The organism is Filibacter tadaridae (genome assembly GCF_900609045.1).
Classification (GTDB): Bacteria; Bacillota; Bacilli; order Bacillales_A; family Planococcaceae; genus Sporosarcina; species Sporosarcina tadaridae.
The window spans coordinates 1-20,076 of the sequence record NZ_UXAV01000030.1; the positions used below are offsets into that span (position 1 = coordinate 1).

The window sequence follows — 20,076 nt, forward strand, 5'->3', positions numbered from 1 at the left end:
AATCCTTTATCCCTTATATGTTTTATTACTCAACGCATTCATCACTTTTACAAGTGATGAAAAAACAGTATAACTCTGGTCTATTCCAGAATCGGGCGCGTTTGTTGAAGATCAAAAGCTTAATTCTTTGCTGAAAAGTAGCAGGAATTAAGCTTTTTTCATAGTTTTGCTTTTGGATTTTTGTCGCTTTCTTGTTCAACCGCATATGTGAAAGTAGCCTTTATAAAATAGATATATTCTTGGGGAATAACTAACTTGCTTCAAATACAGAAGCCCCTTTTCAAGTTTGAGTTTCAACTTGGGAAGGGGCTTTTTAGTTACTGATCGTAAACTCTTAATGCAGAGAAGCAACTTTCTTATGAGTACGCAAGATCATAAACGTACTAACCAAAACAATGACCATGATTGAAACCGAAAGTATCCCGTATTGGAAGCGGATGTTTGCCTGGTTGGCAACTGTTCCAATTCCGTCTAGCACGACTGGCGATAAAAATTGGCCTAAAAATGTAAAGCTGGAAGTTATGGCGATTGCCTGGTCAGCTTGATGGAATGGGACACGATCAAGTGCTTTTAAAACAAGTATTGGAAACAAGGCACCTTGTCCAAAGCCGACTAAGCAAACGCCTACGATGACAAGTGGGACGCTATGTGTGAATGTCAATAAGAGAAATGCAACCCCCATGCCAAACAGCATGACGGGTATGGCGAATTTTTTAAACGTTAATTCGATCTGAACGAGCAACAGGCTTGTAATCATCCCGCCGACGGTCGTAAAGGATACGACTGTTCCTGCAAGTGCTGCACCGCCTAATGCACTCTGTTCCAAATACAATGCGATGTTTGTTGCAATCGAATAATAAGCCAACATAATCCCGCCCATTGCGATTGCATAACCGTATACAGCGAATGGGAGTTTAGCCTTTTGTTCGTGTGTTTTCGGTTTTTGGATTTCTCCTTTCGGTAAAAAGAAGAAAATCATGACAAAGATGACGAGGCCTAAAAAATACACATTAAAAGGGACACGCCAGCCAAATGTCGCAAGCCACCCTGCCAATAACATCGTCAAAATACCACCGAGATTGCTAAAAGCAGAGTTGTACCCCATCATTTTCGTCCGCTCTTTTCCCGCGAAATAATCATTGATGAGTGTCATCGATAAAGGCATCACAAGTCCAACCCCAGCCCCTAAAATTAGGCGCAGAACGAGTAGTGATTCAATCGTAGGAACAAACTGAGGACCAATCCCTCCGATTAAATAAATAAACAAACCAATCATGATAATTGTTCTTTTCGTCAGTTTAGACGTTAAATAACTCGATAGAAAAGAAAAGGGAATAATCATGATGGAAGGTGCGGTTAAGATTAGTTTAATCATTGTGGGGCTTGCATCAGGAAAGGCTTTAGCAATTAACCCGAGCGCAGGTGAAATCGCAGCGCCAGCCATTACTGTCGCCATCGAAATCGATAAAATTGTCGGTTTTAACATTTTATGAATAGTGAACACGTCCTTTTATGAATATAACAAGTTCTGTCATGCGATTGCTCGTTTTTACCTATTGTCGATGTTGCTGGATGCTTGTTTAAACAGGGTATGCATCCTCTCCAAATCCGCATCGGAGATATCGTGGAATATTAATTTCATAATTTCTCGTCCTTCGTTTTGTAGCTCGTTGAGTGTTGTTTTTCCTTTGTCTGTCAAATCCAAGTGAACGACCCGACGATCTTGTTCATTCCGTAAGCGAGTAATATAGCCATTTTCGATGAGCAGATTCGAAGCCGTTGTGATTGCTCCAGCGGTAATATGTATTGAATTTGCCAACTCGGACATTTTCCTTGGTCCATTTTGCTCGAGCAAATACATAATACGTGATTGTGATCCGGGAAAGGTTTTCGCATAAATATCTTTCCACAGATGTTCCATTTTTCTTGATAATTGCCAAAATAAATCTTCCAAATCATGAAGGCTTCGTTGCCGATCCATTCATATCCCCCTTGCCAATTAATTTAATTAGTAAATACTTTAGCTGTTAAACTATTAAAAGTGTACGGGTACTTAATTGTGATGTCAATTAAAAAAGATGACTGCGTATTAATTCCGCGGACATGGCTTCAGAAACTTCTCACCTCAAAATTGCTGCTTTAAAAATAAATTTCGTCACGTTGTATCTCTTTTCAAAGGGACCGCCTATATAGAGGATGAAGGTGTCGTTCGTCTAAGCAAAAGACGTTCATCAGTAAGGCGAATTTATTTTCGCTTATTTCACCGGAGGAGGATTCATGATGAATTTATTAATTGAAGAGTCGCCGCTTCAAGTGCTTCCATCTTTAGCGATGGAAGTTGGTTTGAACGAGGCGATAGTACTCCAACAGCTTCATTTTCTATCGCTCATCTCGACGAACGTCCGGGATGGGCATAAGTGGGTTTACAAAACAGTTGACCAGTGGAAAAATGAGGAATTTCCATTTTGGTCTATCGATACGATTAAAAGAGCGATTCGTAGACTGGAAGATAGCGGTTATATCATTTCGACCACTTCCTATAATCGGATGAAAATGGACAAGACAAAATGGTACCGCATCAATTATAAAAAGCCGCACTATTCGACGGGGCAAGATACGTCATCGACGACGGCAAAATCAGTCCAAGAGGAAGTGCAAGATGCGCCATCGACAGCAGCACAATCGGCCCAAGAGGAAGTGCAAATTGCCCCCTCTACAGAAGGCAAAATGCCCCTAGCAATAACCAAAGAGGTTAAGAGTATTAAAAAAGATATTGTCGAGAACGATCTCGACGTTGTGTCTGTCATTGATTTTTCAAGTAAAAATGCGAGTACGCAATTCAAAGCGTTTTTGAAAGCGACAGCGCGATTGGTGAAAGGGCGTTTACGACATTTGGACAAACTTACTCACAATCCAAGATTGTATAATTTCCTCGGTGAACAAAAAGCAGGGCGTAAAACGGTAACCGTACAAGAAGTGCTTCATTTGGCAATCGAAATGGGCACGGCTCACTTGGCGCACCGAACCTTTTTGGCAATTGCAAACGGGAGGGTGAAAGTGGATGAACGCTCCGAACGACTTGAAAAAGCCGACAATGAAGACCAGGCAATTACGAAAATGATCGCACAAATCAAGTTGAATTTTGGCAAAGTCAAACTGTACGTAGTCGAACAACAAAACCAGATTTATTCGCATTCTACTACAGTTAAAATGTCTTAGAAGCGCGAGTCCCGTTAAAACGTTATAGTGGTCAGAAGATGTTCATTAAAATATCAGAGAGTAGGTGGCAATCCAAATGAATCGGAAATCAGTAAAGTAACAAATCAAAGATTGTACAATCGATGAATTAGAAACGTGGCGTAAGCATGCTGTTAAGTGCTTGGCTTATTATATAAAATATCCTGATGAATTCGAGGTTGAAGAGTGCAACTTTGTTATTTCACACATTGATCAACGATTCCGTGAAATGAAAGATGAAGAAAGCAAATGAGTTCTCCCCATAAATAAACCGCAAGAAGGACATCGTGGAAATATTGTATGAGTTAAAAAAGGTACCTGGTTCTAACACAACTCAGAATAGCATTAGAATCAGGCACCTAAATTATGTCCTCGTTTTTGATGCCTAAAACTTATCTTGGATTATTTTCTGGCCATGAAAGCTTTTCGTTAGTTGGACAACTTTTGAGAGAACTTTTTTTCTTTTGCAATGTGTAAATAAACTTGTGTTTTGATTTCATCATCTCATATGTTCTGTTTCCCCTGCATTGGCAAAGAACAGGATTAGAATGTATAATACAACGTAAGGATTGTAGGTTGAACGTTTGGTGAAAAGGGGGATTCTGTACGTGAAGATTCAAAACCCGCACGATAAGTTTTTCAAAGAAACGATGGGGAATGTAGAGACGGCTAAAGACTTTCTCACAAATTATTTACCGGAATCGATTATGCGAGTTGTTAACTTAGACACCTTGGAGCCGCAAAAAGACAGTTTCATTAGCCCAGAACTCGAAGAAAGCTACTCTGATTTGTTATTTCAAGTAGATATTTCAGGAAAAGAGAGCTACCTCTATTTTTTGTTTGAACATAAAAGTTACACAGATAAAGGAATCGCTTTTCAGCTATTGAAATATATGGTGGAGATATGGGAAGCGAAAATGAACAAAGAGCGAAAAAAGCCGCTTCCAATTATCATTCCGCTCGTTATCTACCATGGTGTAGATAAATGGAACACTCCTTCAAATTTGGGTGACCTATTGTCCGGTTACGATGAACTTCCCGAAAACTTGAAAGTCTACGTGCCGAACTTTGACTACTTGCTTTACAACGTATCTGTTTATACCGATGAAGAAATCAAAGGAAAAGCAAAGACAAAGATCTTATTGACGCTACTCCGTGATATATTCACGAAAGATGGCGACAAACTAGAAGAGTCTATTCTTCGCTCAATTCATTATTTGAATGAATTAGAAGACAGGCAAACGGGGACCGAGTATTTGGAAACAATCATACGCTATATATTTAGCGCCGGTAAATCTTTAACTAAACGCAACGTCAATAAAATGATTCATCAAATTGAAACATCCTATCCTGAAGGGAGTGAAGTGACCATGACATTAGCTGAAATGTGGATGGAAGAAGGCAGAGAAGAAGGCAGAGAAGAAGGCAGAGAAGAAGGCGTAGCAGCAGCTTTATCCGAAACTGCGATTCAACTGTTGATTGAAAAATTTGGGAAAGTCCCTCAAGACATGAAAGACGGCATCATGAATTCCGACACGACTACTTTGAAACTTGTGTTATTCAATATCTTTAGATACGAAAGTGTAGAGGATGTTCGAAGATATATTCAATAATTCAATTTACGAACTTGCTGCTGACTGTCTGAAAACACTTATGTGATCATCATTTGTTCAACATATATATTAGAACCAATTTTTCCTATTCAGGAAAGGTTGGTTTTTTGTTTTTCTGAAATACGGTCGAATGTGTCGCAAGTCAGATTGCTGAATAGAGATCAGCAATTCAGAAAGACAAAAAGGTTTGACTAGAAATCGATACTGAAAGAGTAAAATGGCTGTGTCTGAATCATACTGTTATGTAATGGAATTAGGAACACTAATTGCAGGATCCATTACAAAATAAGGGGTTATGCAAAATGATAAATAATAAATTCAAGAAGTTAACCGAAATCAGACAAGCCCTCAATTCAAAATTTTACGAGCGGGAAAATGAGGTGGAGGGAATTCTCGTAGCTTTGCTCTCTAGGCAGCATATGCTCATGATTGGACCTGCGGGGACCGCTAAATCCGCATTGTCGGCGGAGTTAGCGAAAATCGTGCGAGGAACAACGTATTTCCAATGGTTGCTGACAAAGTTCAGTACGCCTGAAGAAGTATTTGGCCCGTTATCGTTAAAGGGTCTTGAACAGGGTGTATACAAGCGGGTTACAGCAGCTAAAATGCCAGAGGCGCATCTCGTATTTTTGGATGAAATCTTTAAAGCAAATTCAGCGATTCTTAACAGTTTGTTGACGCTAATTAATGAAAGGCTCTTCTATAATGATGGGGCTCCCATTCAAGCTCCCTTGATGTCAGTAATAGGTGCTTCAAATGAGTTTCCTGAGGAAGGAGAAGGGCTTGATGCATTATTTGATCGTTTCCTGTTGCGCTTTGAGATTGACTTGATTGCAGATGAAACGAGTTTTGTCTCTATGATGAAAGGTGTTGGACAAAATCAGCAAATGCCATCCATGACAATGGAAGAATTGGTACAGCTCCAGCTTTTGACAGACAGGGTATTGATACCTGAAGAAGTATACGAGATCTTATCGAAGATTCGTGTAGAGTTGCGAGATGAAGGTATTCGCCCCTCCGATCGACGGTTCAAGCAGTCGTTAAGCGTTTTGCAAGCAAAAGCGTTGGTGAATGGAAGGCAAGTCGTCAATGTAGATGATATTGCAATTCTTGAAAATGCCCTTTGGGAAACGGTGGACCAAAAAGATGCCGTGTCATTCATTATTCGCAACCACGCACATGATATTGTCACGAATACCCTCCATTCCATACAAAATGAAGCAAATGAAGTGTTCTACGCCATACTGCAGGATCAGTCACCAGGGGCTGGAATGGAAGCAACTCAAAAAATGGCAGCTTTAGTGAGTGATTTGAATAAGCTTAAAAGTCACAATCAAAGTCGGAAAGCTGATATCGACGTAGTACTTGATAAAGTGACTTCAATACAACATGAAGTACTAAATAGCATTATAGAACCGTGGTATTTAGATGCTCCAAATGATAAGAGGGCGTCTACCAGCATATTTTTCAAAATGTGAGAGGGAGTGTTCTTTGTGAGGAGTCTTAAAAACCACACTGGTAATCGTTCAGTATTGAATACAGACGCATTCGATAAAAGACGTTTCAAAGAAATTTATACTATGTCGCGGGGACTTCAAAAGTTAAGCGTTGATGGAGAGTTGCCAATGTTTGAACCGTTACTTGGTGATATATGGGCTTCTTTATACAAGATGAAACCAAAATTGAGAGAAGAGGAAGTTATTGATGGTTTACAAGTAAACAAATCGTTTATGGAGAAAATCATGAGTGATGATTCATTTGAAAACTACCGAAATTTCACCCGGTTGGATGACTTATCTTCTGCCATAGGAACTGTGAAATTCGGGGAGATGACGAACCAATGGTTCCTTGAACAACTAGAACAGGATGAAGATTTGCGAAAACAAATGCAAGAAATTCAAGCTATGCAAAGGCAACTTCAAAAGCAGGAACAACAAAATGGGGCTGAAAATGGTAGTGAGAAGCTACAAGAAGAATTAAACGAAGCTATGTCAGATTTGGATGGTCAACTTCAACAGTCCTTGCAAGATAACGATCATAGTTTTTCGCAAGTGATGGCACAAGCTATGCAGGAAACGAAACAAACGAAAAATAGGTTAAAATCGCTACTTGGAGGAACGAGTGCTGGCAGTGGGGACGCGGAATTGAAAAAGGTTCCTTTACGGGACCAACTAAAATTAGCTGAAAAAATTACATCCACTACTCAGATGAAAGAGATTGCAGATTGGGCTGGTCGGTTTAAGCAGATAGCCCGTAGAAAGCAAAAGTCCAAGCATAGTAATTCAATAGAAAGAAGTGGGGTTACGTTAGGCAACGACATTGAAAGACTGTTACCGATGGAGTTAAGCCTATACACACATCCAACAACTAAGAACGACTTTCTTCGTCGCTTTGTAGAAGGCAAGACGATGCAGTATGAGCAAAATGGACATGAGGTATTGGGAAAAGGGCCAATCATACTTTGTCTAGATCAGTCAGGGAGTATGCATAAGCTAGATGCCCAGTCAAAAGGTTTTACCTTGGCACTCATGTCGATTGCAAAAAAGCAAAGAAGGGATTTTTGTTTGATATTATTCTCTACCCGTACCCAGGTTTTTAAATTCGAAAGAGGAAATATAAAAAGCTTAGTTATGATCAATTTAGCCCAAACTTTCTTAGGGGGAGGTACGAACTTTGCACTTCCCCTCGATGGAGCATTGAATGTAATAAATGAAAGTCGTTTTAAAAAGGCGGATATTGTATTTGTTACAGACGGCGAAGATAGTGTAAATACTTCATTTCTTGAAGCATTTAATAAAAAGAAAGAGGAGAAAGATTTCAATGTGCTATCTCTTGTTATAGGGGGTGGCATAAACACGGTAGAACAGTTTTCCAATAAAGTTATTACGGTTAAAGATTTTGATGAGGAGGGTAGCTTTACTGCGTTTGAACTGTAAATTAAAACTTCGAGAACATTAATTGACACTGTCTTCAGACGGTGTTTTTTATTTGGAGTGGAAATTACTCAACAACAGAAAAGATGTTATCTAGGAACAGATCTAATATATATAAGGCCTCAAAATAAGGAATTTGAAGAAATCCGCATTGACTTTTTCTGTTTTCTATCTTATGGTGTGTATATGAATATACACACCATAACTTGTCTGGGGGAGAACAAATTGGAAAGTTGGAATCAAGCAATATTGCTGGCGAAATTTGAACTTCGGAATTCAAAGAAAGCACTTGTACTATTGAGTCTTTTACTGATTCCCTACGCGTTTTTCATCATCTATTCAACGCCAATGTATTTAGAGACAGGATTTGTCTTATATGATCCATTCTTTTTGATTATCATTGGAGTGGCGGCGCTTTGGGCTAGACCAAAAGAATTTCAATTGAAAAGAGCAGGAAATAATTCATGGGTAAATCCCTATTTTATCATGTTACATCAATTACCAATTTCAAGAGAGATTCTTATTAAAAACAGATTTGTCATTTACTATGCATACGCAGTACCGCTGCATACGTTGTTTTTCATGTCCATCTACATATTTTCAGAAACAATGAGAACTACATTGACGTTCCCTCAGTATGTCGCTTTTGCGCTCATATGGATTTCGTTCGGCCTTTATTGGGGATCCATTTATCCGGTGACCGATTTAGGAGAAGCCCCTACATCTAGTAACTTTAAAACGTATCTATATTCAATTCTATTTATCATCGTAGTTTGTGGAGGACTTTTCTTATTACATGTATATACAGGGTACGGGGTTGTTTACTGGACGATGATTGCCGCAAAAAAATGGCCGCTTTTATCATCGATTGCATCCATGATTGCTGCTTATATCGGGACGATTTTAGCGCTTCGGCAGGCGAATAAAAAAATAAAAGAAATAGACTATTCAATCTGATTTGTAGGAAAGGAGTGGGTACGTGAAATGGAACTTCCGATTCAATTATCTAAAGACTCTCGGGAACCGATTTATTTTCAAATTGAAGAGCAGATCAAGGCATTGATTGCAAGTGGGCAATTGAGTACAGGTGCTTTACTTCCTTCAATTCGCACTCTTTCCAAAGATCTTGAAGTAAGTATCATAACTACAAGACGGGTGTATCAAAATTTAGAGCAACAAGGATTTATTCGCTCAACGCAAGGCAAGGGATCATTTGTCGCTGAAATCGAGGAAGGATTGAAAAAGGAAGTGAAAGTAGCAACCGTTCGACTCGTATTTGAAACTGCAATCGAAACGGCACTCCGTCATGATTACTCAACTGAACAAGTTAAAGAAATTTTTTCTGACCTAATGAAAGATTACGAAGACAAAGGGAAGGGGGAGTAAAGAAATGAATCATGCAGTGACAATGAGCAATGTACATAAGGTGATTGATAATTTTCAATTGGAATCGATTCATTTGGAAATCGAAAAGGGGACGATAGCAGCACTTATCGGAAAGAATGGGGCCGGAAAAAGTACTCTTTTGAACATGATCATGAATTTATTCAAAACAGATGGTGGTGACATACAAATACTTGGGCAATCTGTGCTAGGAGAGGATGAGTCGTGGAAAAAGAATGTTGCCTATTTACCGCAAAAATTACCGCTTATCGTACCATTCACGGGTCATGAAATGAAAGAGTTAACAGCCCGGTGGTATCCGATGTGGGATGAATCGTTATTTCAAAAAATCATCTTGTTGTTTGGAATTGATTTATCCGCAAATTTTAAGAAGTTATCCCCGGGCACCCAGCAACAACTGAATTTAGCACTTGTTATCGCTAGGAATGCCCCGGTCCTTATTCTTGATGAACCGACCGCACATCTTGATATACCTTCTAAGCAAGTCCTGAACGATTTACTCATAGAGTGGATGGATAACGGGGAAAGAACAATCATTCTTGCGACACATCAGGTCGAGGATATACAGAAACTCGCGGACTATCTTGTTGTTTTGAAAGACGGACATATTGCCGGTCAGTTTGAAAAAGAAGAGCTGATTGAAACATATAAACGCTACTGGTTTTCAGAGCCACTTGAAATCCCGACATTGCCTGGTGAAGTGGAAAGAAAAGAAAGTTCGTTAGTGACGAATCGTCCAACCGAAGCAGAAGACTTTCTCCGCAATGAAAATGTTAGATGCTCGAATACTCAAACGTTGGAGCTGGATGAAATTGTAACGATGCTATTAGTGAAGTGAATATAAGGGGGAGGAACGAAAATGACAAATGTGCTGACTGTGAAAAATCTAGGAAAGTCTTTCAAATTGAAACAAATCATTAAAAACATTTCGTTTGACGTACGTAAAGGTGAAATCATGGCGATTCTAGGCCCAAATGGTGCGGGGAAATCGACGACAATCCGTACTATCATGGGGATTATGTATCCGGATGAAGGAAGTATTGAGTTCAATGGACACGCTGAAAATGAGATTCCGCGGCAGAAAATCGGCTATTTGCCGGAAGAACGTGGTTTGTACAAAAACGTCAAGGTGATGGATATGATTTTATATTTGGCCGACCTGAAAGATTATCCGAAAAAGAAAGCAAAAGAGCGTGCACTATCCTATTTAGCTAAATTCGGTTTGGAAGGCAAGGACAAAGTTTCGGTTGAGGAATTATCGAAAGGGATGGGGCAAAAAGTACAATTCATCGCTTCGATTATCCATGAACCAGAATTGCTCATTTTAGATGAGCCTTTTTCAGGGCTAGATCCGGTCAGTCAGGAAACGTTCAAACAGGAAATCCGTGAACTCGCAAATAACGGGACAGCAATTCTTTTGTCTTCACATCAGATGAATGTTGTGGAGGAATTATGTGATCGATTGTACATGATTCACCGTGGTGAAAAAGTCATCTACGGTGCAATGGAAGACGTGAAAAATGAATATGCGAATTTTAAATGTACAATTAAAGGCCAAAACCCGATTACTTTATTGGAAACGATTCCGAATGTACTACGAATCGAGCAAAACGGAGATGTGACAGTGCTTTATTTAACCCAAGATGTCATTGTTCCACTTTGGTTAAGGAAATTGCCGGAACAATTAACAGTTCAGGAGCTGTCGATTGACAAAATTTCACTCCATGAAATCTTCATAGACATTGCGACAGACCAACATCAATTGCCGGAAGGAGTTGGAAGTCATGCGTAATAGTTTAAAAGTGGCAAAGTGGGAAATTAAACGGAATATGACGAACAAATCATTCATCATCTCATTGCTGAGTACACCTGTTATCTTTTTAGCTTTCCTTTTCATTCCGATGTTATTTGATAAATCCAATTCAGAAGAGAACGTTAGCGTCTATCTATACGATGAATTAGGGATTTGGAATGAAGTACAAGAGGTAGTTAACGAGTCGGAAATCAATAACTGGACGCTGATGCAGACTAAAATTCAAGAAGCTGAAATGCAGAATGACTTGCCTGATATGGAGCAGAGTGTCTATATTGCATTGACGGAAGCAGGGCTGGAACAAGGTCAGATAAAAATGTATATGAGTGATGATTTAGACAAGTTATCCCCGTATGAAGCTAGTATTCTTGAGCAACCGCTCCGCCAGTTACAGTTGGAAAGGCTCGGGTTGTCTGAGATACAAAAAGAGACAATAGCGAACCAAGTATCGGTTGTTCCAGTTTCTGTTGATGAGGCGGAAGCGAAAGGGGTTGCTTTAGGTGAGGCAGATCCGCTGAAACGGATTATACCAGGTGCATTCGCCGGAGTCATTCTGTTCTCAATTGTTATGACAGGGATGATGATTTTCCAATCTGCTTCACAGGAGAAGAAAGAGAAAGTTGCGGAAATCATTTTATCTTCATTGACACCAGTGGAATTGATGCAAGGGAAAATTATTGGTTACTTCATTCTTGGAATCACTCAAGTGATTGTATGGCTGGCTGTTGCACTTCCGGCTATCATGTGGCGATTCGAGCTTCCGCTTATGGAATACCTGCTCGTTCCCGAGTTGTTTCTTCTACTATTCATTGCGTTCGCAGGCTATCTGCTATTCGCTGCAATCTTCGTAGCGATCGGTTCCACAGTTGAAGACATGACCGCAACGAGTAATTTCCAAGGGATGGTCATCATGTTGCCGTTCTTGCCACTCATCTTCATCGGTCCAATACTTGCTGATCCAAGTGGAGTCATTGCGCAAGTAGGGTCATTCATCCCGGTTACAGCCCCAGCGATTTTACTGTTACGCCTATCTCTCCTCGAGGAATGGCCATGGGTGGAAATCGGTATCGCAGTCGTTATTTTAGTCATCAGTATTTGGCTCTTTATGAAATTGGCGGGAAAAATCTTCAAAACGGGCATACTGATGTACGGTAAAAATGCCACACCGAAAGAAATTTGGAAATGGATGTGGGCTTGAATTGAAAAAAACGTACAACTTCTATTATGTAGGAGTTGCACGTTTTTTCTTGTTATCATGCGCTAAAGCATAGACGTTGAAGAAATACGCTGGACTTTTAACCTTGGTATATATTTAATTTCCTAATCAATTCCTCGTCCTTGTTGTATAATGACGATAAAGTTCTTTATAAATGAAATATTAAGGGTGCGTTAATTTTTTATAGTGTTGTAAAGACGGAGGGGTAGTAGTGACGATTTCAAATAAATACAACCTTAATGAACGTGAATCTAAGTTCTTATTAAAGAAAAGTGTTATTGGACTAATCCATTCAGCTTCACGCTTAGAAAACGTAAATACAACCTTTTCCCAAACAAAAACAATTGTAGAAGGTATGAGCGTAAGTGGGATTAGCATGGATGATATACAGATTATCCTCAATCTCAAAAATGCGTATCAATATGTTTTAAATTCACCTCATGACACTACCTTTAATCTAGCTATTGCTTGTAGAATCAACAGTTTCATATCCTATAATGAATCACTTGAATGGGGCGCCTTACGGACTGGTAATGTAGGAATATACGGGGTTGATTATACGCCTACGATTCCAATCGAATCCGAAGTAGTGGCCGCTATTAATGAAATTATGGGTAGCAAAATGTCACTAACATACAAAGCATTGAAGTATATGTATTATGCTATGAGAACGCAGCTATTTTGGGACGGGAATAAGCGTACAGCAATTGTTTCGGCAAATGCAATTATGATGTTAAATGGTGTAGGTATAGTAAATGTCAGCGAACATCAATTAGAAGAGTGGAATCAATTATTGTCGGAGTACTATGAAACGAATAATGATGAAAAGATCATTCTATGGACATATGAAAACTGTATACATGGAATTGATTATTGAAGAGAAGGATTGAATTCTAGATCTGTATTAGATAGAACGACAAATTAAAAAAGGTGCCTGTTTCTAACGCAATTCATGATTGCATTAGAAACAGGCACCTAAATTTCATTAATTCAAATCAAACTGCATTGGTTCAATAGGGTAGGGTTCCTTTACGGACTCCAGAGTGCCGTCATCGTTTACCATTTTGTATATATTAACAATTGGAGTAATAGTTACAGATGTCGCTTCCTTATTGAAAACTGTGGTAGTTATTCTTGGATCACTAACATGATCTTGTTTGAAATCAGTACTATGACCTGTGTCCTTATAATGAATCGCATTGTATTCATTTCCCAAGTCATCTGTCACCAAATAATCAATCACTACACCACGCCATTCTACGTTCTCCATTGCCGCTTTCCGTACATCAACCTGTTCAGATAGATAAAGAGTAGTGGATACAGGTGTTTCTGTCATTTTTGTAAGTGCTACGTCGATGCCATTTTCTTTTGAATGAATGCCCGTCTCAGATAATTCTTTCGTCTTACCTTCAAGTGCTTGTAATGTTAACTGAAAAGACCAGTCCCCTGGCAGTGGATTATCAGCATCAACTAAGTTAACTACATTGTCACCATCCCAAGTCACATGAATCTCATCTGGTTTAGGTCCCTCAATTAACTGATAGATAAATAATCCTGCGTATTCATTATCACTTACTTTTTTTGTAATATAATTTGGGGAGTATCCACTATCTTTATATATATCCTGGAATTCATTAGCATCCAATTTTCCATCTAACACTGGCCTTTGCCCTAAATCTTTTTCACTTTCCATTGTATAAGCAATCGTAATATTTTCCCCATCATATACTGCATCAGTCACCGTGACACTGACTCCATTACTTTCTTTTGTTACCCCAATATCCGTAGCATACGTATCATGCTCCTCGAATACATACTTCTCATCATCATTGAATAACTCGAATACGTTACCGACAATCGGCAATTTTGCTGCAAAGGTTGGAAATGCAACACTTAACGTAATACTGGAAGCGACTAAAAAGACTACAGCTACCGATAAATTTCTAGGTAAATGATTTTTCCTTTTAGCTCTCATGACAGTCCTTTTCACCTTCTCTTTTTCGAACTCGCTTACTTCCATTGGCTGAAGATCCGTGTCAATATTTAAATTGTTAAATTCACTATATAACCTTTTCAATTGAATGCCCCTCCTAAACGAATTTGTTGCAATCTTTTTTTTCCACGGTATAAACGATTATCAACAGATGCCTTCGTAAGCCCAAGTTGTAGGGCGATTTCTTCGTTTTTCATAATTAAAAAGTATTTCATGGTGAAAATATCACGGTCTACTTGTTCTAGTTTTGTCATCATTTTTAGTAAGTCTTCTATCGATGATTTGATCAAAAATTCTTCTTCGGCGGATTTCACTTCAATTTGATAATCTTCAAACTCCGCCGTTGCGGGTGAATTTGCCATTTTTCTTTGTTTGTCAATCGCTTTAAACTTTGCAATTGTACAAATCCACTTCCTAAAATCCACTTGTTCCCCTTTAAATTGTTTCGCATTGTCAAAGGCGCCTAAGAACGTATCGCTAATACATTCTTCTATGCTCTGGGGATCATTATAGGATTTTAAGGAATTAGTAATGACTGCTTTTACAATTCCGATATATTCATCTATCACATATTCCAACGCATCTTCTTTTCTTTTTTTGAACTGTTTTATAAAGTTTTCACTTGTAATGTTCATTCGATTAACCCCTTTTTTTATCGTAAAGGCCCTTACACTTAATACATCGTACAGGTTGAGGATTATTCTCATGTTTTTCAAATTATTTCATACCATCATCGTCTTTTCCTATAATTATGTACTACCGATTAGTCAAGCTTTGAATTAATTGCTTCAACAGGGGATGCGGAAACAAGTATGTCACAAACGAAAAAAAAGCTCTGTAATAGAGCTTTTTTCGTTTATCTATATTATAAAGTCTTAGGTACCAGGTTATAACAACGTTTGTATATCCATTCATAATCTTTGACTGAAAGATCGCGCGGATTACCAACCGTTTGAGGATCGGTCATTGCAGCTTCAGCAAGACGTGGAATCATATCTTCTGGAACACCTTGTTCTTTTAGCGATGGAATATCCATTTCGTCCACAAGTTTATATATTTCATTAACTGCGGCTTTCGCAGCTTCTTCGATGGTCATATGGAACGTATTGATGCCTAAGGCTTGAGCAATGCGCGCATAGCGTTCCGGACTACCTTTCCAATTGAATTCCATTACAGGACCTAGCATCCAAGAGACACATTGACCATGTGGAACGTTTACGATACCACCAAGTGTTTGTGCCATTGCATGCGCTGCACCAGCAGATTCACTGCCGTATGAAAGCCCAGCAAGCATTGCGGCCTGTGCCATACCGTACCTAGCTTCAATGTCAGCTCCATCCGCATATGCGCGATGAACATAATTTGCCACGTATTCAATTGCCAGAAGTGCGACGGCATCGGTTACTGGTTGAGCATATTTCATCGTATAACACTCAATTGCGTGCGAAAGTGCATCGATACCTGTCATTGCCGTGACGTGTGGCGGCATGGAAGTATGAAGTTCAGGGTCTACCATCGTTAAGTGTGCAGCGATTAATGGACCGCCAGTATTGAATTTGAATTCGCGTTCTTCATCAGTAATAACAGCCCATTGTGTCACTTCAGAACCTGTGCCCGCAGTTGTTGGAATCGTAGTTAATGGAGGAACACGGTTTACTAATGGTTTTTTCCCATCAGCGGCTTCGTATTCTAGAACAGATCCGCCATGTGCTACTTCAACACCGATTGCTTTAGCTGTATCCATCGAACTGCCGCCACCAACTGCGACAAGACCATTACAATTGGTTTCTTTATAAAGTTTAGTTCCTTCATTAACAACTCTTACAGGTGGATTTGCTTCTACCTTATTGAAAAGAACGACTTCAACACCGGCCTCGGCGAGGGATACCTCTACGGATTTCGTCATCCCTGCATTGTAAATACCTGGGTCAGTAACGAGCAAAGCCTTTGTCACGCCAAGGTTTTTAATTTCATTACCTGCGTATTTAATGATGCCGATTCCGTGTTTTATAATTGTTGGAACCTCAAAAGATTGCATTGTCGTCATGTGTTCTACCTTCATATTCATGCCTGCCATAATAATATTTCCCCCTAATAGTTTTTATCGATCTAGTCAACTAGTACTTATATTTATTTAAACCAGTTCACTGGTTCTGGTTTTGTGTTTTGGTAAATGTGTTTTAGTTCTGTGAACTCTTCTAATCCAGTTTTGCCCAACTCGCGTCCGATGCCTGATTGCTTGTATCCGCCCCAGGGTGCTTGCGCAAAGTAGGGATGGAAATCGTTAATCCAAACGGTTCCCATACGTAATTGGCTTGCTACTCGTTCCGCTTTTAGTATGTCTTTTGACCAAACAGCGCCAGCAAGCCCGTATATAGTATCATTTGCTAATGAAATGACCTCTTCTTCGCTGGAAAATCGTTCAATTGTTAAGACGGGACCAAATATTTCTTCTTGAACAATACGCATATCGGCTGTACATTCTGTGAAAATGGTTGGTAGATAGAAGAAGCCGTCTGCGAGTGAAGCATCTTCTGGTCGTCCACCGCCAATGATTAATTTTGCTCCCTCTTCTTTTCCGATTTCCACATACTTTTCAACTTTATCCCGCTGTTCTGATGAAATCATAGGACCAGATTGTGTAAGTTCGTCAAAACCATCCCCAAGTTTAATTCTCTTAACACGTTCCACTAGTTTTTCAACAAACCAATCATGAATCTTATCTTCAATAAGTAATCTAGCACCAGCTGAGCAGACTTGACCTGCATGGAAGTAAACCGCATTTAAAGCCTGATCCACTGCCGTATCCAAATCACTATCGGCAAAAACAATGTTCGGATTTTTACCTCCAAGCTCTAATGCGATTTTTTTCAAATTACCACTTGCCGAAGACATAATACCTTTGCCTGTTTCAATGCCGCCTGTAAAGGAAATAAGATCGACAAGTGGGCTATCTGCCATCGCCTGACCTACACTGTGACCCGGCCCAAGTACTAAGTTAACAACTCCTTTTGGGACACCTGCTTCTTCTATTAATTCAGTGACTTTAACAGTTGTTAAAGGCGTGATTTCACTAGGCTTCACGATAATTGTATTACCGGCAGCGAGTGCTGGTGCGATCTTCCATGACGCCTGGAGAAGAGGATAGTTCCAAGGTAAGATCAGAGCAGCAACGCCAACGGGCTCGCGAACGACTCTGCTCATTGAATTGAGAATAGGTGATTCAATAATTTCGCCACCATCCTTATCCGCTAACCCAGCGAAATAGCGGAAGACTTCAGCTATGTCCACCATATCGCCTTCACTTTCTATCAGTGTTTTTCCAGTATCCAATGTTTCAAGCCGTGCCAATTCTTTTTGGTCTCGTTCTATTAATGCTGCAATTTTATAGAGAAGTTTTCCACGTTCGTTTGCAGGTGTTGCTGCCCAGTTCCCTTGATCGAAGGTTTTTCTAGCAACCTGTATTGCCGTGTGTGTATCATTTTCATTTCCTTCTGAGGCAGTAGCTATGACCTTCTGATTATATGGATTAATTATTTCACGGGTAGCACGTGATTCTGCTTCTATCCATTTACCATCTATGTACATTTTTTGTATGGACATCATCTGATAATCACTCCCTTATAGTTTATAACATTAAGTTTGTTAAAATTTAATTTAACGTACTTAACGCTGATAAATGTAACATATGATTTTTGGTTTGTAAACTCCTCTATATTATTTTATTGAATTTTATGCCTGCAAACTCTCTCAAATCAATACTTATGAAGGAACTAAAAAATTTAAAATGTGATTTTATTTTCATTTGACATCTGTTCTTATTATTGTAGTATTAAAAGTGTAAAATAAATACTTAACGATGTTTCGTAGAAAAGGAGATTTGCATAGATGTCTGTACAATTGAAAAAAGACGAAGTAGCACTAGAGTCAATTGAACACGCAAAACAAATAGTCATCGACGCGATTGCTGAGACGATGGATCTGTATGGTGTCACTCCTTCAGCAGGGCGCCTTTATGGAACGATGTATATTGAAGGGGAAATGACGCTTGACCAAATGAAAGATCGTCTGGGTATGACTAAACCGAGTATGAGTACCGCAGTGAAAAAATTGCGGAGTAATGGAATGGTACAAAAAACATGGGAGAAGGGATCTAGAAGGGAGCATTTTGTAGCGGAGTCAAATTTCTTTAAATCATTCATCTCTTTTTACTGTAAAAAGTGGGAACGTGAGGTAGAGATGAATGTAACCGCAGTTGAAGATGCAGGAAAAGAGCTTGAAAAAATCATCAATAATGATCAGGTGAGTCGTGGTATAAGAGAATATGCCGGAAACTTACATGTTCAAATTTATGAATCCAAGAGTTATTATGACTGGTTAAGGCGGCTAATTGACCTGATAGAGTCGGGGGAGATATTTACATACTTACCGATTGAGGACACTGAAAAGAGAAAAAAATAAAATAAACAGCACCATTAACCTAGGGGGATACTAGTGAAAAGTCTAAGAATGAATAACCGTTTGTTAAGTATTACTATCCTATTCGTACTTGCAATCATGTTATCGGCATGCGGAAATGCTGAAAAGGGGTTGAGTGATTCCAGCAGCGAAGGGGATCACCTTGGTAAAAAAGAGATTACGATACCTTTTGTATCTTGGGCAACGGAACTTGCGAGTAGTCATGTGATAAAAGAGGCACTTGAGAAAGTCGGGTATGACGTCACTTTGAAAGAAGTTAATACAGGTGCGATGTATATTGCCGTAGCGGATGGGTCGGCTGATGCGATGGTTTCAGCATGGCTTCCATATACAGACGTAAGTTATTGGGAAAAGTTTGAGGGGGATCTTGTAGATTTGGGCCCTAGTATCAAAGAAGCACCGTTAGGCTTGGTCGTGCCAAGTTATGTAGAAATTGATTCGATTGAAGAGATGAAAGAAAATGCTCATTCAATTGGAGAGGGAACTGACTGGGCGATTACAGGGATTGACCCGGGTGCAGGCCAAATGCAAATGACCGAGTTAGCAATGAAAGAATATGGCTTAGATAACTGGACATTAAAGGCTACTAGTGACGCGATGATGATGGCTGCACTCGACAGGGCGATTAAGAAAAAGGAAGACATTATTGTAACGCTTTGGTCTCCACACTGGGCTATGAAAGAATATGACTTGAAATTTTTGGAGGACCCAAGAGAAGTATTTGGCAAGCCGGATGATATTCATACGCTTACTCGAAAAGGCCTGGAAGAGGATTCACCAGCCGCTTACAAAATTTTGGATCAATTTGAGTGGGATAAGGAGCATCTGGAGTCAGTGATGGTTGAAATTTTTAAAGGAACAGATCCTGAACAAGCAGCCAAAGAATTTATTGAAAGCAATGAAGAACTTTTTAAGAAATGGACAAAAGGTGTGAAATAATACGTAATGATGCGGATCTGTGCGAGAAACAAAAGTTCGCGGTGACAGGCACTCGTTCAATCGTGGAAGTTCAAACAATCCTGTTTAAACTTTCACGATTGTTTGAGTTACCAAGAACAAAATTTATAGTGGTTCTCCGCTCGGATTTTCAAAAACTTTGAGACGGCTGTCCAAAATAAAATTACCGAATGGGATGAAGGCGGAAAGTACAGCGCCAATCGTAAATCTGAAAGGCCATTTAACCGCAATCATCGCATACAAAATGGCAACAATATAAGCTAGGAATATATAGCCGTGAAGTGTTCCAACGATCGTTACGGCATTTGACATATCAAACCAATATTTGAGAGGCATCGCAATGAACAACAAGATAAGCAGCGAGCTACCTTCCAGGATTCCCATGAAACGAAAACGTCCTAATGCATTTTTAAACATGATATCACTCCTAC

Annotated in this window: 19 protein-coding genes; 12 read left to right on the plus strand and 7 right to left on the minus strand. The window is 39.4% G+C overall.

Annotation, left to right across the window (positions count from 1 at the left end; translation table 11 throughout):
* Positions 1–334 precede the first annotated feature (334 nt).
* Positions 335–1,504 carry an MFS transporter gene (locus FILTAD_RS05040; RefSeq protein WP_238988151.1) on the minus strand — a complete coding sequence of 390 codons (1,170 nt, stop codon included), beginning with the start codon at positions 1,502–1,504 and terminating at the stop codon, positions 335–337.
* Between the two features lie 45 nt (positions 1,505–1,549).
* Positions 1,550–1,981, minus strand: a complete 432-nt coding sequence (locus tag FILTAD_RS05045) for a MarR family winged helix-turn-helix transcriptional regulator (protein ID WP_124069426.1) — start codon at positions 1,979–1,981, stop codon at positions 1,550–1,552.
* A 296-nt stretch (positions 1,982–2,277) separates the two neighbouring features.
* On the opposite strand from FILTAD_RS05045, the gene FILTAD_RS05050 reads away from it, so the two are divergent.
* The 10 genes from FILTAD_RS05050 to FILTAD_RS05095 all read left to right on the plus strand — a co-directional run bounded on the left by FILTAD_RS05050 (position 2,278) and on the right by FILTAD_RS05095 (position 13,093).
* A complete protein-coding gene (locus tag FILTAD_RS05050; RefSeq protein WP_148085381.1) occupies positions 2,278–3,219 on the plus strand; it encodes a hypothetical protein in 942 nt (313 codons plus the stop codon).
* 626 nt (positions 3,220–3,845) lie between these two features.
* Positions 3,846–4,850 (plus strand): Rpn family recombination-promoting nuclease/putative transposase, encoded by a 1,005-nt coding sequence (locus tag FILTAD_RS05055; protein WP_124069428.1) that lies wholly within the window; start codon positions 3,846–3,848, stop codon positions 4,848–4,850.
* A 302-nt stretch (positions 4,851–5,152) separates the two neighbouring features.
* The gene (locus FILTAD_RS05060) at positions 5,153–6,328 is read left to right on the plus strand and encodes an AAA family ATPase (RefSeq protein WP_124069429.1); all 1,176 of its coding nucleotides are present in this window, start codon (positions 5,153–5,155) and stop codon (positions 6,326–6,328) included.
* Positions 6,329–6,343: 15 nt separating this feature from the next.
* Positions 6,344–7,786 carry a VWA domain-containing protein gene (locus tag FILTAD_RS05065; protein WP_238988152.1) on the plus strand — a complete coding sequence of 481 codons (1,443 nt, stop codon included), beginning with the start codon at positions 6,344–6,346 and terminating at the stop codon, positions 7,784–7,786.
* 222 nt (positions 7,787–8,008) lie between these two features.
* The gene (locus FILTAD_RS05070) at positions 8,009–8,740 is read left to right on the plus strand and encodes a hypothetical protein (protein ID WP_124069430.1); all 732 of its coding nucleotides are present in this window, start codon (positions 8,009–8,011) and stop codon (positions 8,738–8,740) included.
* A gap of 27 nt (positions 8,741–8,767) precedes the next feature.
* The gene (locus FILTAD_RS05075; protein ID WP_124069431.1) at positions 8,768–9,169 is read left to right on the plus strand and encodes a GntR family transcriptional regulator; all 402 of its coding nucleotides are present in this window, start codon (positions 8,768–8,770) and stop codon (positions 9,167–9,169) included.
* A 4-nt stretch (positions 9,170–9,173) separates the two neighbouring features.
* Positions 9,174–10,025, plus strand: coding sequence for an ABC transporter ATP-binding protein (locus FILTAD_RS05080; protein ID WP_124069432.1), 852 nt, complete (start codon positions 9,174–9,176; stop codon positions 10,023–10,025).
* A gap of 21 nt (positions 10,026–10,046) precedes the next feature.
* Entirely contained in the window at positions 10,047–10,979 is a 933-nt protein-coding gene (locus tag FILTAD_RS05085; RefSeq protein ID WP_124069433.1) for an ABC transporter ATP-binding protein, read from the plus strand.
* Entirely contained in the window at positions 10,972–12,198 is a 1,227-nt protein-coding gene (locus FILTAD_RS05090) for an ABC transporter permease (protein ID WP_124069434.1), read from the plus strand. Before FILTAD_RS05085 ends, FILTAD_RS05090 begins: the two co-directional genes overlap by 8 nt.
* Positions 12,199–12,427: 229 nt before the next feature.
* On the plus strand, positions 12,428–13,093 hold the full coding sequence (locus FILTAD_RS05095; RefSeq protein ID WP_124069435.1) for a Fic family protein: 666 nt from the start codon (positions 12,428–12,430) through the stop codon (positions 13,091–13,093).
* A gap of 108 nt (positions 13,094–13,201) precedes the next feature.
* On the opposite strand, the gene FILTAD_RS05100 is transcribed toward FILTAD_RS05095, so the two are convergent.
* The 4 genes from FILTAD_RS05100 to betB all read right to left on the minus strand — a co-directional run bounded on the left by FILTAD_RS05100 (position 13,202) and on the right by betB (position 17,812).
* Positions 13,202–14,293 carry a DUF4179 domain-containing protein gene (locus tag FILTAD_RS05100; RefSeq protein WP_124069436.1) on the minus strand — a complete coding sequence of 364 codons (1,092 nt, stop codon included), beginning with the start codon at positions 14,291–14,293 and terminating at the stop codon, positions 13,202–13,204.
* Positions 14,290–14,844, minus strand: coding sequence for a sigma-70 family RNA polymerase sigma factor (locus tag FILTAD_RS05105; RefSeq protein ID WP_124069437.1), 555 nt, complete (start codon positions 14,842–14,844; stop codon positions 14,290–14,292). The genes FILTAD_RS05100 and FILTAD_RS05105 overlap by 4 nt, the downstream gene beginning before the upstream one ends.
* 230 nt (positions 14,845–15,074) lie before the next feature.
* A complete protein-coding gene (gene gbsB / locus FILTAD_RS05110; protein ID WP_124069438.1) occupies positions 15,075–16,286 on the minus strand; it encodes a choline dehydrogenase in 1,212 nt (403 codons plus the stop codon).
* A gap of 53 nt (positions 16,287–16,339) precedes the next feature.
* Positions 16,340–17,812 carry a betaine-aldehyde dehydrogenase gene (betB, locus tag FILTAD_RS05115; protein ID WP_124069464.1) on the minus strand — a complete coding sequence of 491 codons (1,473 nt, stop codon included), beginning with the start codon at positions 17,810–17,812 and terminating at the stop codon, positions 16,340–16,342.
* A 285-nt stretch (positions 17,813–18,097) separates the two neighbouring features.
* On the opposite strand from betB, the gene cudC reads away from it, so the two are divergent.
* The gene (cudC, locus tag FILTAD_RS05120; RefSeq protein WP_124069439.1) at positions 18,098–18,670 is read left to right on the plus strand and encodes a choline uptake/conversion transcriptional regulator CudC; all 573 of its coding nucleotides are present in this window, start codon (positions 18,098–18,100) and stop codon (positions 18,668–18,670) included.
* 33 nt (positions 18,671–18,703) lie between these two features.
* Positions 18,704–19,627: a glycine betaine ABC transporter substrate-binding protein gene (locus tag FILTAD_RS05125; RefSeq protein WP_238988153.1), complete on the plus strand. Its 924-nt coding sequence runs from the start codon at positions 18,704–18,706 to the stop codon at positions 19,625–19,627.
* 123 nt (positions 19,628–19,750) lie between these two features.
* On the opposite strand, the gene FILTAD_RS05130 is transcribed toward FILTAD_RS05125, so the two are convergent.
* Positions 19,751–20,062: a DUF3817 domain-containing protein gene (locus tag FILTAD_RS05130; RefSeq protein WP_124069440.1), complete on the minus strand. Its 312-nt coding sequence runs from the start codon at positions 20,060–20,062 to the stop codon at positions 19,751–19,753.
* Between the last annotated feature and the right edge of the window lie 14 nt (positions 20,063–20,076).